Consider the following 20818-nt stretch of genomic DNA (forward strand, 5'->3'; position numbering starts at 1 on the left):
CCCAGCGTTGCATCCAGCGGGCTTGCAGGGAACGAATGTTCACGGGACAAATGCTCGGTTCAGCCGGCACTTCGCAACGATGCCGACGCGGGATCGTAAATAACGCCGGCGATTGAACCGTCGCGAATGCGCTCCACAGCTTCGTTGATAACGTGCAGCGGTACCAAAAACCACTCCCGGGGTTTGACCGGATTACCGAAGCGATCAGGGATCGTCAGCTCAATCTGGGCAGGGCTGAACAGACGATGGAACAAGTTTTCCATCCGCGTACGATTGATGTTGTGCATGTTGGCGCTGACCGAAAATTGACCCAGTAAAGGCCCTTGTGCCGACCGAAAACTGACCCAGGTGCTCAACTGCTCTTGCTCGTTTTTTGAGCAGGAGACCACAGGGTGATCAGTATGGAAATGATGGGCAAAATTCGGCGGATGTATTTCCGCGACCAGCTGTCGTTGCATGAGATAGCCAAGCGCACGGGGTTGTCACGCAACACGATCCGCAAATGGATCAGGGCACCGGAAGCGACCCAGCCGGTGTACCAGCGGCGGGCGGTGTTCAACAAGCTCAATCCGTTTCACGCCACGCTGGAGCTGGCGCTAAAAGCCGATGCGCTGCGTCCCAAGTCGCAACGGCGTACAGCCAAAGCGCTGTTAACGCAGATCCGGGCTGACGGTTATGAAGGTGGCTACAGCCAACTCACTGCCTTTATCCGCGCCTGGCGCGGGCAGCAGGGCAAGAGTCTACGGGCCTTCGTGCCGCTGAGCTTTGAGCTTGGTGAGGCGTTCCAGTTCGACTGGAGCGAGGAAGGTCTACTGATCGGCGGCATCTACCGGCGCATGCAGGTGGCGCACCTGAAGCTGTGTGCCAGTCGTGCGTTCTGGCTGGTGGCCTATCCAAGTCAGGGCCATGAGATGCTCTTCGATGCCCATACCCGTGCCTTCGCGGCCTTGGGTGGCGTGCCGCGCCGGGGTATCTACGACAACATGAAGACCGCCGTCGACAAGGTCAACAAGGGCAAAGGGCGCACGGTCAACGCCCGTTTTGCGGTGATGTGTGCGCACTACCTGTTCGATCCGGACTTCTGCAATGTCGCCTCCGGCTGGGAAAAAGGCATCGTCGAGAAGAATGTCCAGGACAGCCGCCGGCGCATCTGGCTGGAGGCGCAGGACGAGCGGTTCTCCAGCTTTGAGGCACTCAATGCCTGGCTGAGCCAGCGCTGTCGGGCGCTCTGGCATGAGCTGGTACACCCGCAGTACCCCGGGTTGAGCGTGGCCGAGGTGCTGGAGTTGGAACAGGCAGAGATGATGCCGATGCCGGCTCCCTTCGACGGTTATGTCGAGAAGCCCGTACGCGTCTCCAACACCGCCTTGGTCAGCCTAGGGCGCAACCGCTACTCCGTACCGTGCGAGTTCGCCGGACGCTGGGTCAGCAGCCGTCTGTATCCGACGCGGATCGACTTGGTGGCCGATGATGCCGTGATTGCCAGTCATGCTCGCCTGCTGGATCGCGACCAGGTTAGTTATGACTGGCAGCACTACCTGCCACTGATCGAGCGAAAACCGGGGGCGCTACGTAATGGCGCGCCCTTCGCTGATTTGCCCAGGCCACTGCGCCAACTTCGTCATGGCCTGGCACGACATACCGGCGGAGATCGGATCATGGCCCAAGTGCTGGCAGCCGTACCAGTGGCTGGTCTGGAGGCCGTGCTGGTAGCTGTCGAGTTGGTACTGGAAAGTGGCGCCCTGAGCGCCGAGCACATCCTCAATGTCGTCGCGCGCCTGACCGCCGCACCACTTCCCGTGACGGTAGAAAACCACCTGCCACTCAAAGACGCCCCACTGGCCAATCCGGCACGCTACGACCGCCTGCGGGTGGCCAAGGAGCGCGGTCATGCGTGATCTTCTGACAGAACTCAAAGCACTACGCCTGCACGGCATGGCCACCGCCTGGGGAGAACTGAGCACACAGGACAGCTCAGCTATTTCCAGCTCCCGGTGGCTGCTCGAACACCTACTCCAGCAGGAGCACGATGACCGCGCCATGCGCTCGGTGCGTCATCAACTGAGCATGGCCAAGTTGCCCCTGCACCGTGATCTGGCCGGTTTCGACTTCGCGGCCTCCTGCGCCGATGCCCGCCTGATCCGCGAGCTGGCCAGCCTGGACTTCACCGACAGTGCGCAGAACGTGGTGCTCATCGGCGGCCCTGGCACCGGCAAGACGCACCTGGCCACGGCATTGGCCGTGTCCGGCATTACCCAGTACGGCAAACGCGTGCGCTTCTACTCCACGGTCGACCTAGTCAATCTGCTGGAGCGCGAAAAGCACGACGGCAAGGCCGGGCGCATCGCCCAGGCCCTGCTGCGCATGGATCTGGTGATCCTCGATGAGCTGGGCTATCTGCCATTCAGCCAGGCCGGCGGGGCGCTTTTGTTTCACCTGCTGTCCAAGCTCTACGAGCACACCAGCGTGGTGATCACCACCAACCTGAGCTTTGCCGAATGGTCGAGCGTGTTTGGCGACGCCAAGCTGACCACGGCCTTGCTGGATCGGCTCACGCACCATTGCCACATCATCGAAACCGGCAACGAGTCCTACCGTCTGCAACACAGCAGCCTGGCCGCTCAAGCCAAGATCAAGTCACGCGAACGCACGCGTAAGGGGGCTCAGGAAACAGAAGACGACGAACCATTCTGAAGAGGGGGGCAGGCCTGCCGGAGTATCTTTCTGGCAGGTCATTCACCACCGAAACGCACCGACTCAGTTCAGCGAAAGCGAACTCGGTGGCTAAACTTATCCACAATTGCTGAGGCTGAAATCAGCAATCTTCCCTGGGTCAATTTTCAATCGGCAGGGTGGGTCATTTTTCGGTCGGCGCCAACAAGCGGGTTCAGTACCTTTAGGATATTGGGCACGCTGGTGTAGTGCATGCCTAGTGAGCCGCGCTCCTCGTCGTCGGCCACGGCCTGGATCATGGAACCGAAGATATCGGGATTGATCTGCTTCCAGTCCAAAGCGCCGATATGCAGCAGGTAGCTACGCGCAATGCGAGAAAAACGCGGTACATCCGGATCGCCTGAGAACAGCCCACCGTTGACATACGGGAAAGCATCCGCCCAGCGCGGCAGACTCGCCGAAGCACGCTGCGCAATCGGCGTGTTCATCGCGCGGAAGATCTCACCCATCACCTCATGCAGATTGCTTGAATCGCGGTCGCTCATCTGCGTGAGTGTGTCGGTGAACAGACCGGTGCCATTGAAAATGTCGGTATCTTCAGCGAAGAAGCAGAAGATCAGCCGCGCCATGAAATGGTTCATCTCATGGCGGCGTTCGGCCGTGCCCCAGGCAGGGTTGTCCTTGAGCAGCTCCACATAAAGCCTGTTGAGTCGGCTGGTCGCACGGATGTCAAAGGAGTTCTCGCGAATCTGCTTGACCGTGGAAATGCCTGCCAGCGGCAGGAAAAATCCGAAGTGATCAGGGAACTGCGGGTAGTCGCAGGCGACCGTCTCGCCACTTTCCAGCTCCTCAGCTTCCAGCGTCTCGCCATCCGTGGCGAGCACGTATTTAGCCTTGGCACGGGCCGTAGCAGGGCTGGCCTTGAGTGCCGCCAGGGTCTCCGTGACCTTGCCTGGTTCACACACGGCCAGGTGGATATTGCTGGTCTGCAGCACACCGCCCAGATCGGACTTGTTGGTTGCACCCGAACGCAGGCGCTTGAGGGTGGTTTCCTTATTACCGAAAGCCTGCAGGAAGGCATAAGGGAACTCGACCCGGTCAAACGGCTGGCTGGCCAGGTCGGTGATGGCTTGTTCGATTTCTACGGCGTTCATATAAGGCTGTTCCGATCACTGCTGCCAAGGCGGCAAGGGGGCCTCTAGGCCCACCATCCATGCAAAGTGCATGGATGATAAAGGAACGAGCATTGGCATGTGAAAATGATCCTGTGCCCCATGGAAGCTATCAAAAACTGCTGAGGACGTGGAACGCTGCAGCCGGGACGCATCACCAAGCCAGTCGAGTGGGCTATGCGAAGAGAATTGCTCTCCCCGGCTTACACCACTCGCTGGTCTGAGTTAATGGTCGCAAAGGCGAACTAGCCACTACCCTCGGCTAGTGCCGAATCCCCGCTGACGATCCCCGTAGGACTTGGTCGCTTTCTTACACAGGTAGCTGGCCCGGTAGAACAGATCCGGTAGCTCATCAACAAGAACCTTGTGTTCTGACCATGCAACCTTCCGCATACGGGGATGCCGATCTATCCGATACGTTGGATTTTCGGGGATATGTACCAGCCCATCGACTTCAGACATCAACAACCCCAGCGCACTGGCCCATGACTCTTCTATGCGGCTGATCATGTTGACCCTCTCTGAGCCCAGCAGCCCTAGGGTGTAATAGGCATCACGGTTAAGCAGGATCAGCAGGTGATAATGCTGGCGGCCTCCCTGACCGATCTCTCTCGACCAGACGTACCGTACTTTGCAACCACGCGAGTAGCCACGCTCAGCCACCCGCTCCTGGTGGTACTGGATCTTCTTCGTAAACGATTCGAAGAACCGGCTGATGACCTGATTCGTATAGGCGAAGTCGGGTAGCTCGACACCCTGAGGCAAACGCAGATCCACCCTGTAGGCCAAGACCCTCGGATACTCAGCCAATGCCAGGTCGACGGTGCGCTTGAGATCAGACAGGTATTCCCGAATAAAGGGGCCTACTTCGCTCTGAATGGGAAAGCCCTCGAAGGTATCCCCGTAGTGCAGGTGGAGGTTGGGATTGTCAGGGTGACGGAGTGGAAAGCGCTGGGTGGTATTGGTATCGCTGAACATGGTTATGACCTCTCATGGTTGAGTTTCATAAGCCATGCCTGCGGAGTTTTAATTTACTGGATACCTTTCCCTGCCTGATCCGTTGGTTGGTCTCTCTGGATACGCTGTAGTGATGGCCTCTCAGGTGGTGGATCAGTGTCCGACTCTCTGTGTAGGTCAGTGCAGGTTGTTACTCGGTTAGGCGTGAACCCTTCGGGTGATAGTAGCTAGTAAAAGCATAATACCCGCACCGCAATTTCCTTCGCCGAGCTGCTCGGGCAAAGCCACCTCAATCGTCCCGCCATAGCGGCAATTTTTGCCGAGTTCGAATTTCGGAAATAAATCAAGCCGAAGAGGCCTGAGCCAGATATCGGAACTGAGGCTGTCGTGGCGGTGGGAGCGACACCGCCACGACTTACCATGCGAAGCCGAACAGCCAGAGACGGAGAACCGGCATAAGCGCCATGACCAGCCGAAGCCGATCATGGCGCAGGTGGCTGTTCTAGCTGGCCATGCTCAGATGGCCGATGGGACGAGTGGACGCCCCCTCAGCTTGGTCACGCTCCTCGATCCGGGCAAGGATCCAGTCGTGCACCTCGCTATCGACCCAGCCGACGCAGCGGTCGCCCAACGATACCGGTTTCGGGAAGGTGCCTTCCGAGATGTACTTGTACAGGGTCGACCTAGACAGGCCAGTAGCAGTGATCACGTCTTGTAAGCGGAAAATTCGCATCAGCAGGGCTCCTCTGTATGTCCCAGAGGATCTGCGAGGGCCGTATAAAAAAACTGCCTGTTACCCAGCAGCTCGTGCTGGCGTGAGCAACCCTGACTTTTCGCGCAGCTCCAGCGGAATATCCACCTCCCTTAACACGCTTTTCACCACAGGATCATCGCACCCCTTGGTGACCATCCAATGCTTGGCCAGACCCTCGTCCGAGGCTCTTTCAGTCAACAGAGCGATGCAACGGTGGCCAGTCGACACATGCGCCGGAACCAAGATGTAGCTAACCCTGGCCAGATCAATGCTGGATACCTGCGAAAAACGTTGGACCACCTCTCTGGCCAGCTCAAGGACTTGGTGGTGGAAGAAGTCGAAAATCTCCTCGTGGTCCAGAATCGCTTTGTCCTTGGGATCAAGCATCGGCAGTCGAAAGAATGCCGCCACTTGCTCCTTCACCGTCGAGTCCACACCGCGCACCTTTCCCCATCCGGCGGAATCAGCCTGAACCCAGTGGCGCGACAGAAAGCCCAATACGCAGTCACAAATAAAAAGCTCAAGCTGATCAAACGCATGATCTGGCGCTCGCCTGAAGAGACGAACCACGCTGCGAGGTGCCAAGTATTCCCCTCGCCCTAGGAAGGAGTTGCGATCAAGTCTGACGCCAGCCAAAAACTTGTAGTCGATGTCTTGATCGGCGGCCTTCTTATGCACCACGACGGAAACAACGTCGTCAGCAGGTGAAAGCTGAAGGTGGTTCAGATTAAGCCAATAAACGCTCCTGAGCTTCTCAGCGAAAATCGGACTCGCCAACCCAGGTATGTGTCTACGAATGAATCCCAGCTCCGTAAGCCTGCGCAAGCGCTGCTTGAGAGAGGCCGCATCCATTCCCGTCAGCAAGCAGAGCTCCTTGCTACTCAGCCCCCTGGCAACCCCAAACGGATCTGCATGGCTTAGCAAGATCATGAGCAGCAAACGATTCGCCAAGCTGAGCTTCCCCTGCCGCACTGGAGCAACTCGCTTCTCGTCTCGCGAGCGTGTGTTGAGCTCCTTCGCAGTCGGCGCATCGTCCTTCCAGCCAGACCAGATGGCCCTGATGCGCTCGCCACCCAAGACATGCTTGACCAAACCGGGGTGGTTCAGCGTCCTTTCCTCGACATCCCGCAGAGCCGACTGGATAGCTTTGCTCATCTCGTAGGTACACCTTGGCCGCCCCTTCCCTTCAGGCTGAGTAACGACTCGCAGTACCCCCACATCAACCAGTTGGGCAACCGCTTTTGAAACTGCTTGCACCGGAAGCCGCAGGTCTTCAGCCAATTGCTTCTGCGAACGAGGCTTAGGCGTCACCGAGCCATAGTGCTTCCAGAATGCAATGAGCAAAAATTTAGCATCTGGATCACCCGCCCTTAGCTTCGCATCAAGAAGCCTAGCAAGCATAGAACCTCCAATTTTTAACTCGCAAATATACCCTATATCTACTATACCTTAGTTACAGTAACGACTCACATAACAACACGTAACGTTTTACTAACATATCAGTGGCAAAGCTGATAACGGTTGCGTAACGAAACAGTAACGGTATAAATCTCTCCCGAAGGCTTGGCTTTGGCTCATAGCCAAAACGGCCCGCCTGGAGGATGAGATGTCAGAAAACGAGAAACCGCTGAAGTGGCTACGAAAGCAGGATGACGAATGGAAATGGGCCGCCGAGTACCTGAAGCATCGCCTCAGCGCCGACTACATGAGCAAACTTAAGGGTGACGCGTTTACTAGGTTTGCGAGTTATGAGCACGTCGCCTCTGCTATCAGGCAGATTCAGCAAGACATGCCAGTCCTGGTGATCAGGCTCCAGGGAGCAATCCGTCAGCGCCGCTATCGCTCGGACAGCAATGGCAGGCAGCCCATAACCTTTACGCTGACGAACGAAACGATTGACCGCCTACACGCCATCGCCCAGAAGCAAAAAAAGGACGAAACAGCCACGATCACTTCGCTAATTGAGGAGGAAGGGAAAGCTCTCAACGCAGAAAGGGACTATAAAAGGCAGCTCAAAGAGTCAGTAGCGCGAAAGCTCGCGATTGCCAACCAGCAATCAGCCTTGTTCGAGGCTCAACTAGATGAAACCCTGAAATACACCGAGCGCTACCTAACGCTTTTAGCTCGCTGGGAGCTAATGTGGCCTGACGAAACGCCACCCACCGCAAGCGATGAAGATGTGTCGAAGCTTGTGGAGTCCAAAATGAAAGACCTAAAGGACAAGCTAGCCTACATTGCCTTCAGAGACGCAGTGACAACTGACCGAGGGCATGACGAGCGCTAATCATCTCACCTCACACTGAAGCAGGCACGAAGCACAAAACCGGGTACAGAACCGGGTACATAATTTTAAGAAGTTGGCACCCCCTCAGGTCTGGCGGCTGCCTCAGGCCTGACTTAGCGGATAACGTCTGACCTCTCCGGCAGTCGAAGGCCCCGCACGCAACCGCGTCCGGGGCTTTTTTGTTTGATCAACCTCCCCTCGTTCGGCGCAAAGGACTGACACCGAGACCAATGCAGTCAGCCGCAGCCCGTTCACGCCCCACCCATACGATTCCCGTGCCATACTCCCAGTGCTCCATGTTGTTGCGAGAATCCCATGCGCTTACGCAAGAAAACGCTGTTTGTTTCACTGCTGACGGCCCTGTTTGCCTACACCCTGATTGGCGCCCTGCTGCTGCCCGCGATCATCCTGCACGTCGCCAACCAGCAGCTGAATCGGTTCGCTACGGTGCCAGCCAAACTGGAGCGCGTCGAGTTCAACCCATTCAGCTTCGAAGCAACCCTCTGGAATTTGCATATCGGTGCGCCTGGTGCGCCGCAGATTGCTTTTCGCCGTGCCTACGCCAACCTGCAGCTCGACAGCCTCTGGCATGGCGCCCTGCATCTTTCCGACGTTGAACTGGAGCGCGCATACGTCGATGCCCGCCTTGATGCCGAGGGTGGGCTGAACCTTCTGCAGCTATTTGATCTGCCAGCATCGGAACCCCGGGAACAGGACCCGAACGCCCAACCGTTCCCGGTCCTGGTCGACCGCATTGCACTGATCAGTAACAGCGCAAACTTCCAGGATCTGCGCCCCTCCGAGGCCGTGGAGTTTGCCTATGACGCCATCTCGCTCGAGCTGCACAACCTCAGCACACTGCCCGACAACCAGGGCAACCTCAGGCTGACGGCCTCCGGCCCCTATGGCGCGAGCCTTGATTGGGATGGCCGGCTCAGCCTGTCACCTCTGCGCGCCAGCGGCCGCATCAGCTTGCACGCTGCCAAACTGCAGACCGTCTGGCCTTACGTGCATGAGCGCTTGCCGCTATTGCTGCAAAGCGGCGCAATCAGCGCCAGCACCGACTATCACATCGACCTGTCCGAGCACACCGATGTTCGCCTGAGCAGCGCACGCCTTGATCTCGACAGCCTGATCATCGACCACAACGACAAGCCCCTGCTGCGCGTCCCGTCATTGAGCATCAACGACGGCTCGCTCGACATCGCGGCCCGCCAGGCCCGCCTTGGCAGCATCCAGAGTCAGGGGCTGGAGGCCTGGGCTGCCCGTCTGGAAAATGGTCAGATTGATCTGCTTGCACTGCTTCCCAAGCCGGCAACCGAAGACGCGCCGTCAACTGACCAGGACGCAGCGCCAGCCGCCTCCGCCAGCACTGAAGACGCAGAGACCGAAGCAACCAGGCCGCAACAGGCACCACAACCGGCATGGCAGTTACAGGTTGCCCAGGCAGACCTCAGCGGCTACCAGCTGCACCTGCAGGACCGCCTGCCCGATACCGACGTCAATCTGGAGCTCGCGCCGCTCAACATCAGCATCAGCGACTTTGACAGCGCAGCCTCAACACCTTTCAGGCTCCAATTGCAGACTGGCGTGAACGGCGACGGCAACCTGAGTGCCGCCGGCGAGGTAAATCTGCGTCCGCTGTCAGCCAACCTCGACATTGCCAGCCGAGATATCAACCTCCAGCTCGCCCGCGCCTACGTGGAACCGCTGGTGGATATACAGTTGCGCAGCGGCCTGATGGATGGCGACCTGAAGCTGCAGCTGCGGGGCACCGCTCCCCTTGACCTGGCCATCACCGGCGAGGCCAGCGTCAGCCAACTGCATGTGGTGGACTCTGACCGCAAGCGGGATCTGCTGAAATGGCAACAGCTGCAGGTCACCGGCATCAACTACCGGAGCGACAGCCTGAGCATCGAACGCATCAGCCTGCAACGCCCCTACGTGCGTTTCATCGTCAACGAGAACCTGACCACCAACTTCAGCGACCTGATCGTCAAGCAACCCGGCCAGCCGGAACCCAGCACGCCGGCCAGCGACAAGCCGCCAATGGCACTGCGCATTGGCGGTATCGATATCCATGACGGCTCCGCCAACTTTGCCGACTTCAGCCTTACCCCCAACTTTGCCACCGCAATGGGCCAGCTGAACGGCCGGATCAGCACCATCGACAATCAGCGTCCGCTGGTTGCCAATGTCGATATCAGCGGCCGCGTAGACCGCTATGCGCCCGTCACCATCAAGGGCGGGCTCACACCCTTTGATCCGCTCAACAGCCTGGATATCGCTACCCGCTTCCGCAACGTCGAGCTGACGACCCTGACCCCCTACTCCGGCAAGTTCGCCGGCTACCGCATCCGCAAGGGGCGCATGAACCTGGACCTGGAATACCGCATCCAGCAAGGACAGCTGAATGCCCAGAACAAACTGCTCCTGGAGGGCCTGCAACTGGGAGAGAAAGTCGACAGCCCGGACGCCGTCGACCTGCCGGTGCGCCTGGCCGTGGCCCTGCTGAAGGACACCAAGGGCAACATTGACCTGTCGATCCCCGTATCAGGCGATCTCAACAACCCCGAATTCAGCGTTATGCCGCTGGTCTGGCAAACCCTGCGCAACCTGCTATTGCGGGCAACACAGGCGCCGTTCAAATTCATCGCCGGACTGGTATCCGGAGACCAGGCGGACATCAGCCAGATCAGCTTCGCGGCCGGCAGCGCCGAGCTCGATGGCACCGCGCAAAGCGCTCTGGATACGTTGGCTCAGGCTCTGCAGGAACGTCCCGCCCTGATTCTCGAAGTCCAGGGACGCAGCACCATTGAGCAGGACGGCCCTGCTCTGGCAGCCGAGCGACTGGAGACCGAGTATCAGCGGCTGCAGTACCAGATTCTGCAGAACAGCGGCAAGAAACTGCCCGCCGACCCCAGTAAGCTTGTTGTCGAAGACGAGGACAAGCCAATTCTGCTGGAAGCCATTTACCGCACCCAACTGAAACAACAGCCGCCGACCGAATGGGCCGAACTTGAACCCGAAGAGCGCACCACCCGACTGCGCCAGGCCGTGCTCACGCACTGGCGAGCCAGTCAACTGATGCTGCGTCGACTGGCCCAGCTCCGAGCCAGCAATATCAAGGGCTACCTGACCGAGCGCGCGGGAATGCAGGCAGAACGGGTATTCCAGATCGACGTCAGCATTACCGAAGACAGCGGCGAAGAAAACGTCAGCGTCCCCATGCAGCTCGACAGCACCTGAGTCGGAACAGCACAATCCGCTCTGCGCACTGGCGTCGGTTAAATAATTGAAAAGGCAGATAAAAAAGTTTTGGAAAGAGGGTTGACAACATTTGCGCAGAAATGAATAATGCGCGCCTCGGATGGCTACATAGCTCAGTTGGTTAGAGCACAGCATTCATAATGCTGGTGTCCCAGGTTCAAGTCCCGGTGTAGCCACCAACCTTTTCAAAGGCTTAGCTTCGGCTAGGCCTTTTTTTATGTTTCCACGTATAGCCTGTCGTCGTCCTACAGCCTGCTGATCACCCCGTCGGCAATAATCTCTGTGGTGCGATCAGCAAAATCAACTGCACCCGCCTCGACCAGAAAGTTCTCAACCGCTGCATCCAGTCGCGCAGCCAGTTCTGGTTGTTGCCAGTGATATCTCAGCAGTAAGGCCGCGCTCAGCAGGGCCGCAATAGGGTTGGCCCGGCCGGTTCCGACGATATCCGGTGCGCTGCCGTGTACCGGTTCGGCAAGGGCAATGCCCTGTCCCCAGTTGAGCGACGGCGCCATGCCAAGCCCACCTGACCAGTGACAGGCCAGATCGGACAGGATGTCGCCAAACAGATTGGTGGTGGCCAGCACATCAAAGCTTTCCGGCGACTCGACCAGCTGCAGTGCCGCAACGTCTACCAGTCGCTCGTCTACCTGAGCCTCCCAGCCGTGCACGGCGAGCACCTGACGACAGGTGTCGCGAAACAGCCCACAGGTTAGCGGCAGCACATTGGCCTTGTGGGCCAGTGTCACCCTGTGGGCGCTTCGCTGTTCGGCCACCTCGACGATTCGCGCAGCGAACTGTTCGCAGGCCGCCCGGCTGATCTGTCGCTCGGCAATCGCAATGCCTTCGCTCTCCATGTGCTCGCGACCAACGTACAGCCCTTCGCTGTTCTCCCGCAGAATAAGCATGTCGACACCGCTGCGGGGCGAGATGACTGGCCAGCTCCGCACCGGACGCAGGTTGCAGTTCAGGCCGAGCTGTTGGCGCAGGGTGAGAATGGCACTGCGATACCCGGCAACCCTGCGCGCCGGTGATGAGACAGCGCCGAACAGCCCGGCACCTGTCGCTCGCAGATTCTCCAGCGTAGCTTCCGGAACAGACGAGCCGCTACGCTGAAAGCACTCCCATCCAGCATCAGCCGCGTGCGTCTGCAGACCGGGCACCAGTCGCCTGAGCGCAGAAACGGCAACCGGTATGACCTCGTGACCAATCCCGTCACCGGGAATAACACACAGCTGCATCAGGCTTTCCGTCCCTGCCAGGTCGCAAGCAACAGGCCGACAAACGTCAGCGCACCGCCAGCCAGGTGATAGGCGTGCAAATGCTCGCCCAGAAGCAGGATGCCGAGCAGCGAGGCGAAAATCGGCATCAAATAACTGAACAGTGACGCGGTCGCCGGCCCCAGTACGCGCACGCCATGGTTCCAGGCGGAGTAGGCAACCAGCGACGCCATTACGGCGGTGTAGCCAATCGCGCCGAATGCCTGAGGCGACCAGGGCATGCTACCGTGCGCGTTCAACTCCCATAGATAGAACGGCAACAGCAGTGGTACACCGCACATCAGCATGGCCGCCAGCAAGGTAAACCCTGGCACCGGAACCGGCCAGCGCCGCAGCAGAACCGAGTACAGGCCCCAGGCAAGCACCGCCAGCACCATTATCAGGTCGCCCCGATTAAAGCCGATCTGCAGCAATTGCCATGGCTTGCCAGCGCTGAGAATCAGCAACAAGCCGAGAAATGACAGTAATGTGCCAAGCAGCGTCAGCCGTGTCGGCCACTGCCGCAGTAATACGACAGACCAGATAAAGGCAGCGACCGGCAAGCCGGTGTTGACCAGCGTAATGTTGATCGCGGTGGTGCTTTGCGCGGCCAGGTACAGGAGAGTGTTGTAGGAGGAGATACTCAACGCCGCAAGTATCGCGATCTGTTTCCAATGCACTGAGAGCAGATCGCGGTGCCGATACAGGCTCGGCAAGGTGAATGGCAGCAACAACAGCAGCGCGGTCAACCAGCGCCAGAAGGACAAGCCGATCGGCGGCAACATGCCGGCAGTGGCCCTTGCAACCAATGCATTGCCCGCCCAAGCCAGCGTGCAGATCACCAGGCCGACAATGGCGCCGTTACGACGTGCGTTGGACATGGGCTCAGTCGATCAGCGAGCAGGCCATGACCAGCGCGTCTTCGCGCCCACCCACTGCCGGATAGTAGTTCTTGCGCCGACCAATTTCGTTAAAGCCGTAACGCTCGTATAGTCGCGCTGCACTCTGGTTGGATTCGCGCACTTCGAGGAACGTAACCTCGGCATCACGCGCCTTGGCCTGCTGCATCAAGTGATCAAGCAACGCCAGACCATAGCCGTTGCCCTGACTCTCGGGCTTGATGGTAATGTTGAGCAAATGCGACTCGCCGGCAGCAGCCGAGAGTACGCCGTGTCCGACCTGCTGCTGCCCGCTGAAAGCTAACCAGCACTCGTGCCCTGAACGGATGCAATCCAGAAAAATGCCGCGCGTCCAGGGATGACTGAATGCGGCAAACTCGACCGCGAGCACCGCATCCAGATCCGACTCCTGCATGCGGCGAAAGGACAACGTACTCATGACTTCTCCTGCCAGCGCGATCGCACACGGCGTAACAACGTCCACAACGCCGCTTTTTCCTGCGGGCGCTTGAGCAGGCTGTCGAGGCTGGGCGCAAACCACACGGGCGGCAAGCCGTCGACAGATTCTTCGCAACCGAGCGACGCATCAGCCTGGGTCAGATCGGTTTCAACAAGCAGGGTATTCATAACACCAAAGCAGCCGACAGACACAATCTGCTGTGACTCCAGCCGCGCCTGCAAGAAGGCCAGCAACCCGCGATTAGCCGCAGCGGCACTGCGGTCGAGTTGCGGGTTACGGTTGAGCGGCCAGCGAAAATCAGCGACCAGTGTCGGACGGTCCGGGAGTTGTACCGCACGCAAAATGTCCTGCAACAGGATGAAGCCGGGCATCGCGCTTTCCAGCCCCGGCTCGGGTGTTTCAATCAGCAACATGCACGGACCGGATTGCCAGAGCTGCAGGTAGAACGCTGCGACCGGCTCCGCCGCGGGCCCCTTTTTCACCGGCTCGGGGACCGGCGCCGGCGGAGCAGGAGCAGGAGCGACTGTCGGTTTGACTGGCCTTGGCACCTCGACGCGCGGCGCTGCGATGCTTCGCTCGGCAGGCGCAGCCTCAGCCTCCGCCGCGGACACCTCTGGCTCCGGCAGCAGCAGTGCAGGCGCACGCGCGGGCACCGCCGCAAGCGGTTTGCGCGGCATCCAGTTGGTAACGCCCAGAGCCTCCAGGTAAGCGAGGCGAGTCGCTTCGTACATCAAACGTCTGCCGCTTGCGGATGAGCCCGGTAAGCGCCTTCGCGCATGAGATTCAGCGCATTGATATACGCCTTGGCCGACGCGACCACGATATCAGTGTCAGCACCGTTACCGTTGACGATTCGCCCGGCCTTTTCAAGCCGCACCGTTACCTCGCCCTGAGAGTCGGTACCCTGGGTAATCGCATTAACCGAATACAGCTGCAGGCTGGCTTGCGACCCGACAATCTGCTCGATCGCCTTGAACGTCGCATCCACCGGCCCGGAGCCTTCTGCACTTGAGGTCTTCTCTACGCCATCCACGGTCAGCTGCACCGTCGCAACCGGAATCTCGCCCATGCATGAGGTAACCTCCAGGTGGACCAGACGAATGTGCTCTTCCACTTCGGTCAGGGTATCGGTTACCAGGGCCTGCAGATCTTCGTCGAAGATTTCGTGCTTGCGATCGGCCAGTTGCTTGAACCGGGCGAAAGCCGCGTTCAGCGCCTCGCCACTGAGTTCAATACCCAGCTCCTCAAGCCGTGAACGGAACGCGTTACGGCCTGACAATTTGCCAAGTGACAATTTGTTGGTATGCCAGCCAACCGACTGGGCACTCATGATTTCGTAGGTTTCCCGATGCTTGAGTACCCCGTCCTGATGGATGCCGGACTCATGGGCAAAGGCGTTGGCACCTACGATTGCCTTGTTCGGCTGCACCGGAAAGCCGGTAATACCCGAAACCAGACGCGACGCCGCAAGGATGTTCTCGGTTTGGATGCGGGTCTCAACGTTAAGCAAGTCCTTACGGGTCTTGATCGCCATGACGATCTCTTCCAGCGCAGCGTTGCCGGCCCGCTCGCCAAGACCGTTGATGGTGCATTCGACCTGGCGCGCGCCCGCGGTTACCGCCGCCAGCGAGTTGGCCACCGCAAGGCCAAGATCATTGTGACAATGAACAGAGAAGATCGCCTTGTCGGCGTTCGGCACCCGGGTAATGATCTGACGGATAGTGTCGGCAAACTGATGCGGGATGGCGTAGCCAACCGTATCGGGGATATTGATGGTGCGCGCGCCGGCGTCGATGGCGGCCTCGATGATGCGGCAGAGGAAGTCGATCTCCGAGCGACCCGCATCCTCGCAGGAAAACTCGACATCCGGGCAGAGATTGCGCGCACGCTTGACCGCACGCACCGCCTGCTCAACCACCTGATCCGGCGGCAGACGCAGCTTGTGCTGCATGTGAATCGGACTGGTAGCGATAAAGGTATGGATACGACCTGCATTGGCGCCGGCCAGCGCCTCGGCCGCACGGTCGATATCGGCATCCATGGCTCGGGACAGACTGCACACGACACTGTCCTGAATGGTATCGGCGATCAGTTTGACCGCCTCAAAGTCACCGGGACTCGCGATTGCAAAACCGGCCTCGATGACATCGACGCGCAGCTTCTCCAGCGCACGAGCAATGCGCAGCTTCTCGTCCTTGGTCATGGACGCGCCGGGGCTCTGCTCCCCGTCACGCAGTGTGGTATCGAAGATGATTACCTGATTCTGTGTCATACCTGCAGCCCTCTCCCGTGGTCACGTCATCGCGTTACCCTTAGTCGCTAACTATACCCGATCCACACCCATCGGCGGGACGCCGACTAAGCGCTGTTTATTGCCTGCTAACACGAGAGTGCAGTTTGATTCCCCTTGGACCCGCCGCCACCTATGCTGCGAACATGCCCAAATACAACAGTCGGTGCGCTCCCCGGGATAACGCACCGACAATAACAGGAGACTGGATGCATGTTTGATCGTCATTTTGCAGTATGGCCGGAGCAGGTACCCCGCAAGCTGGAGCTACCCGCAACCAACCTGTATCACAACATCACCGTCTCGGCACTGCGCTATCCGCAACACCCTGCCATTCATTACTACGGCACCGACATCAGCTACCGCGAACTTCAGGACGAGACCGAACGCCTGGCCGGTTACCTGCAAAAGGCCGGCGTGCAGGCTGGCGATCGGGTGCTGCTCTATATGCAGAACAGCCCACAGTACATCATTGGGTTTTTCGCCATCCTGCGGGCAAACGCGGTGGTCGTACCCGTCAATCCGATGAACCGTACTGCCGAACTGGCCTATCTGATCGAAGACACGCAGGCGCCGGTCGCACTGTGTGGCCAGGAACTCAGCGAGTTCGTTGCGCCACATATTGGCAACAGCAGTCTGCGCGAGGTGATTGTCAGCGCCTACAGCGAGTACGTCAGGAAGCCAACTGACCTGCCGCTGCCCGAAGCTGTTGCAGAACCGGCGGCGGCCGCTACAGGCGAAGAAGGTGTAACCCGATGGCAGGATGCGCTCAATGCAAGCCTGCAGCCCGGCCCACTGACAGCAGGGCCACAGGACCTGTGCGTCATTCCCTACAGTTCCGGCACAACCGGCAACCCCAAGGGCTGCGTGCACACCCATCACAGTGTCATGGCCACCACCGTTTATGGTGCGGCCTGGGTCAACACCCAGCACAGCTGCATTCACCTGGTATCGGTACCGATGTTCCATGTGACCGGCATGCAATCATGCATGAATTCGACGCTGTATGCCGGCGGCACACTGGTTGTCATGACGCGCTGGGACCGCAAGGTCGCTGCCACCCTGATCGAGCGACTGAAGATCAATACCTGGCGCAACATCTCGACCATGGTCGTCGACATGCTGTCTGACCCTGATATCGACAAGTACGACATTAGCTCGCTCACCGGCATTGGTGGTGGTGGTGCAGCCATGCCGGCAGCCGTGGCGGCCAAACTCAAAGAGAAAACCGGCCTTACCTACATGGAAGGTTACGGCCTGTCCGAAACAATCGCTGCTACGCACGTCAACCCGCCGTTGGCGTGCAAGCCACAGTGCCTGGGCATTCCCTTCATCGGTGTCGACTCACGCGTCATTGACGTGGAAACGCTAAAGGAAGTGGAGCCTGGTGTCACCGGGGAGATCATCATGCGCGGAGAGCAGATATTCCAAGGCTACTGGAACCGCCCCGACGCTACCGAAGAGGCGTTTATTGAACTCGACGGTCATCGCTTCTTCCGCTCCGGTGATCTGGGTTACTACGACGAAGAGGGTTACTTCTTCCTAGTTGACCGCGTCAAACGCATGATTAACGCATCCGGCTTCAAGGTATGGCCTGCGGAAGTCGAATCCTTGATGTACGCCCATCCGGCAATCCAGGAAGTCTGTGTCATCTCTGCGCCGCACGAGCGCCGAGGGGAGACAGTCAAGGCCATCGTGGTACTCGCGGCTGGCAAGGAAAACACCAGCGAGCAGGACATCATCAGTTGGTGCCATGAGAATATGGCAGCGTACAAATGCCCACAAATGGTCTCTTTTGCCGACAGCATCCCCAAGTCACCAACAGGCAAGCTGATGTGGCGTCACCTGCAGGACCTGGAATGGGGACGCGCCTGAGCATTGCCCTTGAAAATGCCACAACAAAAAAGCGCCCATGGGCGCTTTTTTGTTGTCACTGAACTGTCTATCAATCCTTATTTGCGACCCCTTCATATATGAACGTCATCGGCCGCGGTCCCTTGATGTAACCGGCACCCATTTCCTCGATTGAAAACCCGGCGTCACGTATCAATGCCGGGATATTCCTATCAAGATGACAACCGCCTGCCCAGGGTTTCCACCATGGTGTAAGACGATGCTGCCACCGCTGAACACCGGGCTCAGGAGCCAAACCGTGTTCACAAAACAACAGTTTTCCACCATCACGTAGTACGCGGTGCATTTCCCGCAACGCGGGCAAGGGATCGGCAATACTGCAGAGCGTGAAGGTCATGACGATAGTGTCGAAGCAACGGTCATCGGCGTGTATTCCCCGTACATCGACAGCGACCATGTCGACAGGGAAATCCACGTCAGCGCTGCGTCGCTGCGCCAACGCCTGCATCTGTGCGGCCGGGTCCACACCAATAAGTCGCGTAACCCTGGCCGGGTCGTAGTAGCGCAGATTTAGCCCGGTACCGATGCCGATCTCCAGCACCTCGCCGTGCGCTCGGGGCACCAGTCGCGCGCGCCGTGCCATAACATCCCCCATGCCGCAGGCGGTATCGATCAATCTTGGTAGAACATAACGATCGTATAAGCCCATATCCCCTCCCAAGTGTCACTGCTGCAGTTTAGCACCAGGCAGACGAAATCAGAGGATGAACGGTGTCACGACAGCGAGAGGAAAAGCTGGTATTTGAGGCGCCATCAACATCTCGCCAGTTTTCAGCAGAGCACGACGCCGGTAGTGCAAGTATGAAACGCGCCGCAGCGTAGGGGTTAATTTTCCGTGCGCGCAAAGAAGAACACCCCGACCATGACTGATCGGGGTGTTCGGTATAGGCGCTTGACGATGACCTACTCTCACATGGGGAAGCCCCACACTACCATCGGCGATGCATCGTTTCACTTCTGAGTTCGGGATGGGATCAGGTGGTTCCAATGCTCTATAGTCGTCAAGCAATTTGTTGCTGCCCGCTGGGCGTGCAGCTTAAAAAGCTTGGATGTGTGACAGAAGCTAAGGTATTTGCAATCTCGCAAGTTCGCGAAGTTGTTTGTTTCTGTTTGGCTCGATAACACCAGATTGCTTGGGTGTTATATGGTCAAGCCACACGGGCAATTAGTATTGGTTAGCTCAACGCCTCACAGCGCTTACACACCCAACCTATCAACGTCGTAGTCTTCGACGGCCCTTTAGGGGAGTCAAGCTCCCGGTGAGATCTCATCTTGAGGCAAGTTTCCCGCTTAGATGCTTTCAGCGGTTATCTTTTCCGAACGTAGCTACCCGGCAATGCGTCTGGCGACACAACCGGAACACCAGGGGTTCGTCCAACCCGGTCCTCTCGTACTAAGGTCAGCCCCTCTCAAATCTCAAACGTCCACGGCAGATAGGGACCGAACTGTCTCACGACGTTCTAAACCCAGCTCGCGTACCACTTTAAATGGCGAACAGCCATACCCTTGGGACCGGCTTCAGCCCCAGGATGTGATGAGCCGACATCGAGGTGCCAAACACCGCCGTCGATATGAACTCTTGGGCGGTATCAGCCTGTTATCCCCGGAGTACCTTTTATCCGTTGAGCGATGGCCCTTCCATACAGAACCACCGGATCACTAAGACCTACTTTCGTACCTGCTCGACGTGTTGGTCTCGCAGTCAAGCGCGCTTTTGCCTTTATACTCTACGCACGATTTCCGACCGTGCTGAGCGCACCTTCGTACTCCTCCGTTACTCTTTGGGAGGAGACCGCCCCAGTCAAACTACCCACCATACACTGTCCTCGATCCGGATAACGGACCAGAGTTAGAACCTCAAAGTTGCCAGGGTGGTATTTCAAGGTTGGCTCCACGCAGACTGGCGTCCACGCTTCAAAGCCTCCCACCTATCCTACACAAGCAAATTCAAAGTCCAGTGCAAAGCTATAGTAAAGGTTCACGGGGTCTTTCCGTCTAGCCGCGGATACACTGCATCTTCACAGCGATTTCAATTTCACTGAGTCTCGGGTGGAGACAGCGCCGCCATCATTACGCCATTCGTGCAGGTCGGAACTTACCCGACAAGGAATTTCGCTACCTTAGGACCGTTATAGTTACGGCCGCCGTTTACCGGGGCTTCGATCAAGAGCTTCGCCGAAGCTAACCCCATCAATTAACCTTCCGGCACCGGGCAGGCGTCACACCCTATACGTCCACTTTCGTGTTTGCAGAGTGCTATGTTTTTAATAAACAGTTGCAGCGGCCTGGTATCTTCGACCGACATGGGCTTACGCAGTAAATGCTTCACCCTCATCGGCGCACCTTCTCCCGAAGTTACGGTGCCATTTTGCCTAGTTCCTTCACCCGAGTTCTCTCAAGCGCCTTGGTATTCTCTACCTGACCACCTGTGTCGGTTTGGGGTACGATTTCTAGTTACCTGAAGCTTAGAAGCTTTTCCTGGAAGCATGGCATCAACCACTTCGCGTTCTAAAGAACACTCGTCATCAGCTCTCGGCCTTAGCGACCCGGATTTACCTAAGTCACCAGCCTACAACCTTAAACACGGACAACCAACGCCGTGCTGGCCTAGCCTTCTCCGTCCCTCCATCGCAGTAACTAGAAGTACGGGAATATTAACCCGTTTCCCATCGACTACGCCTTTCGGCCTCGCCTTAGGGGTCGACTCACCCTGCGTCGATTAACGTTGCGCAGGAACCCTTGGTCTTCCGGCGAGGGAGTTTTTCACTCCCTTTGTCGTTACTCATGTCAGCATTCGCACTTCTGATACCTCCAGCCAACTTCTCAATTGACCTTCACAGGCTTACAGAACGCTCCTCTACCGCTCATCTTACGATGAACCCGTAGCTT

16 protein-coding genes, 1 tRNA gene, 2 rRNA genes and 1 pseudogene (1 of these 20 only partly in view) are annotated in these 20818 nt (G+C 58.2%); 7 read left to right on the plus strand and 13 right to left on the minus strand.

Translation table 11 applies throughout. The features are described 5' to 3' along the window. Positions 1-59: 59 nt before the first annotated feature. Complete coding sequence (locus ACZ5WQ_RS10960; protein WP_232339656.1) at positions 60-458, minus strand: GIY-YIG nuclease family protein; 399 nt, start codon at positions 456-458, stop codon at positions 60-62. On the opposite strand from ACZ5WQ_RS10960, the gene istA reads away from it, so the two are divergent. Further along, a complete protein-coding gene (istA, locus tag ACZ5WQ_RS10965; protein WP_143485056.1) occupies positions 402-1898 on the plus strand; it encodes an IS21 family transposase in 1497 nt (498 codons plus the stop codon). The genes ACZ5WQ_RS10960 and istA overlap by 57 nt on opposite strands. Next, entirely contained in the window at positions 1891-2694 is an 804-nt protein-coding gene (istB, locus tag ACZ5WQ_RS10970; protein WP_096222168.1) for an IS21-like element helper ATPase IstB, read from the plus strand. Before istA ends, istB begins: the two co-directional genes overlap by 8 nt. A 185-nt stretch (positions 2695-2879) precedes the next feature. Here the strand turns inward: istB and ACZ5WQ_RS10975 are convergent. After that, positions 2880-3827, minus strand: a pseudogene (locus tag ACZ5WQ_RS10975) (type IIL restriction-modification enzyme MmeI); the annotation flags it as partial. 195 nt (positions 3828-4022) lie between these two features. Here ACZ5WQ_RS10975 and ACZ5WQ_RS10980 point away from each other — a divergent pair. Then, positions 4023-4094 (plus strand): DUF4113 domain-containing protein, encoded by a 72-nt coding sequence (locus ACZ5WQ_RS10980; protein WP_230684674.1) that lies wholly within the window; start codon positions 4023-4025, stop codon positions 4092-4094. 3 nt (positions 4095-4097) lie between these two features. Here ACZ5WQ_RS10980 and ACZ5WQ_RS10985 read toward each other — a convergent pair whose 3' ends face one another. From ACZ5WQ_RS10985 to ACZ5WQ_RS10995, 3 genes are all read right to left on the minus strand, one after another. Further along, positions 4098-4823 (minus strand): inovirus Gp2 family protein, encoded by a 726-nt coding sequence (locus ACZ5WQ_RS10985; protein WP_096222167.1) that lies wholly within the window; start codon positions 4821-4823, stop codon positions 4098-4100. Between the two features lie 481 nt (positions 4824-5304). Next, positions 5305-5535 carry a helix-turn-helix transcriptional regulator gene (locus tag ACZ5WQ_RS10990; protein ID WP_042855695.1) on the minus strand — a complete coding sequence of 77 codons (231 nt, stop codon included), beginning with the start codon at positions 5533-5535 and terminating at the stop codon, positions 5305-5307. A gap of 60 nt (positions 5536-5595) precedes the next feature. Next, positions 5596-6957, minus strand: a complete 1362-nt coding sequence (locus ACZ5WQ_RS10995; RefSeq protein ID WP_042855694.1) for a hypothetical protein — start codon at positions 6955-6957, stop codon at positions 5596-5598. A 205-nt stretch (positions 6958-7162) separates the two neighbouring features. Here ACZ5WQ_RS10995 and ACZ5WQ_RS11000 point away from each other — a divergent pair, with 205 nt between their 5' ends. The 3 genes from ACZ5WQ_RS11000 to ACZ5WQ_RS11010 all read left to right on the plus strand — a co-directional run bounded on the left by ACZ5WQ_RS11000 (position 7163) and on the right by ACZ5WQ_RS11010 (position 11289). Beyond that, positions 7163-7840: a hypothetical protein gene (locus tag ACZ5WQ_RS11000; protein ID WP_024086255.1), complete on the plus strand. Its 678-nt coding sequence runs from the start codon at positions 7163-7165 to the stop codon at positions 7838-7840. 315 nt (positions 7841-8155) lie between these two features. After that, positions 8156-11089 carry a DUF748 domain-containing protein gene (locus ACZ5WQ_RS11005; protein ID WP_464382318.1) on the plus strand — a complete coding sequence of 978 codons (2934 nt, stop codon included), beginning with the start codon at positions 8156-8158 and terminating at the stop codon, positions 11087-11089. A gap of 123 nt (positions 11090-11212) precedes the next feature. After that, a tRNA-Met gene (locus ACZ5WQ_RS11010) sits at positions 11213-11289 on the plus strand. A gap of 66 nt (positions 11290-11355) precedes the next feature. Here ACZ5WQ_RS11010 and ACZ5WQ_RS11015 read toward each other — a convergent pair. The 5 genes from ACZ5WQ_RS11015 to ACZ5WQ_RS11035 are packed head-to-tail and all read right to left on the minus strand — an operon-like array spanning position 11356 to position 15997. Next, complete coding sequence (locus tag ACZ5WQ_RS11015; RefSeq protein ID WP_464382319.1) at positions 11356-12348, minus strand: isocitrate/isopropylmalate family dehydrogenase; 993 nt, start codon at positions 12346-12348, stop codon at positions 11356-11358. Continuing rightward, entirely contained in the window at positions 12348-13247 is a 900-nt protein-coding gene (locus ACZ5WQ_RS11020; RefSeq protein WP_285677629.1) for a DMT family transporter, read from the minus strand. The genes ACZ5WQ_RS11015 and ACZ5WQ_RS11020 overlap by 1 nt, the downstream gene beginning before the upstream one ends. Positions 13248-13251: 4 nt before the next feature. Next, on the minus strand, positions 13252-13704 hold the full coding sequence (gene rimI, locus ACZ5WQ_RS11025) for a ribosomal protein S18-alanine N-acetyltransferase (RefSeq protein ID WP_088273139.1): 453 nt from the start codon (positions 13702-13704) through the stop codon (positions 13252-13254). Then, positions 13701-14456 (minus strand): hypothetical protein, encoded by a 756-nt coding sequence (locus ACZ5WQ_RS11030; protein ID WP_464382320.1) that lies wholly within the window; start codon positions 14454-14456, stop codon positions 13701-13703. The genes rimI and ACZ5WQ_RS11030 overlap by 4 nt, the downstream gene beginning before the upstream one ends. Beyond that, positions 14456-15997, minus strand: a complete 1542-nt coding sequence (locus ACZ5WQ_RS11035) for a 2-isopropylmalate synthase (protein ID WP_228246610.1) — start codon at positions 15995-15997, stop codon at positions 14456-14458. The genes ACZ5WQ_RS11030 and ACZ5WQ_RS11035 overlap by 1 nt, the downstream gene beginning before the upstream one ends. A gap of 231 nt (positions 15998-16228) precedes the next feature. Here ACZ5WQ_RS11035 and ACZ5WQ_RS11040 point away from each other — a divergent pair, with 231 nt between their 5' ends. Then, positions 16229-17890, plus strand: a complete 1662-nt coding sequence (locus ACZ5WQ_RS11040) for a long-chain-fatty-acid--CoA ligase (RefSeq protein ID WP_228246609.1) — start codon at positions 16229-16231, stop codon at positions 17888-17890. Positions 17891-17960: 70 nt separating this feature from the next. On the opposite strand, the gene ACZ5WQ_RS11045 is transcribed toward ACZ5WQ_RS11040, so the two are convergent. From ACZ5WQ_RS11045 to ACZ5WQ_RS11055, 3 genes are all read right to left on the minus strand, one after another. Continuing rightward, positions 17961-18578, minus strand: a complete 618-nt coding sequence (locus tag ACZ5WQ_RS11045) for a class I SAM-dependent methyltransferase (RefSeq protein WP_228246608.1) — start codon at positions 18576-18578, stop codon at positions 17961-17963. Positions 18579-18819: 241 nt separating this feature from the next. Then, positions 18820-18935 (minus strand): 5S ribosomal RNA (gene rrf / locus ACZ5WQ_RS11050). A 138-nt stretch (positions 18936-19073) separates the two neighbouring features. After that, a 23S ribosomal RNA gene (locus ACZ5WQ_RS11055) occupies positions 19074-20818 on the minus strand (it continues 1144 nt past the right edge of the window).

It is taken from the genome of Halopseudomonas sp. T1L2 (assembly GCF_055397385.1).